At 66.0% G+C, this 300-nt stretch carries 1 protein-coding gene; it reads left to right on the top strand.

Features of this window, described 5'->3' with window-relative positions:
* On the top strand, positions 1 to 300 hold a 300-nt coding region (locus tag KVT38_RS33645; protein ID WP_217598064.1), incomplete at both ends, for an ATP-binding cassette domain-containing protein.

The raw sequence follows: 300 nt of genomic DNA, 5'->3' as shown, positions 1-300 counted from the left end.
GCCGGCAGGACGACGTTGCTGCGCTGCATCAACCTGCCCGAGCAGCCGGACGGAGGCGCCGCCGGCAGCGACGGACATGCGCTCATGGCCAAGGGCACGAACATCGCGGACATCCGCACCGAAGCGGGCATGGTGTTCCAACGATTCAATCTGGTCCCGCACAAGAAGGTGCTGGAAATTCTGACGCTGGCGCAGATCCAGGTGCGCAAGCGCACGCCTGGAGAAGCGAAGGAGCGAGCGATGCCGCTGCTGCGCAAGGTGGGGCTCGAGGACAAGGCGGACGCCTATCCGGACTCGCTG

Source organism: Cohnella sp. GbtcB17 (assembly GCF_019091135.1).
Taxonomy (GTDB): Bacteria; Bacillota; Bacilli; order Paenibacillales; family Paenibacillaceae; genus Cohnella.
This window is presented reverse-complemented; position numbering and strand designations above follow the sequence as displayed.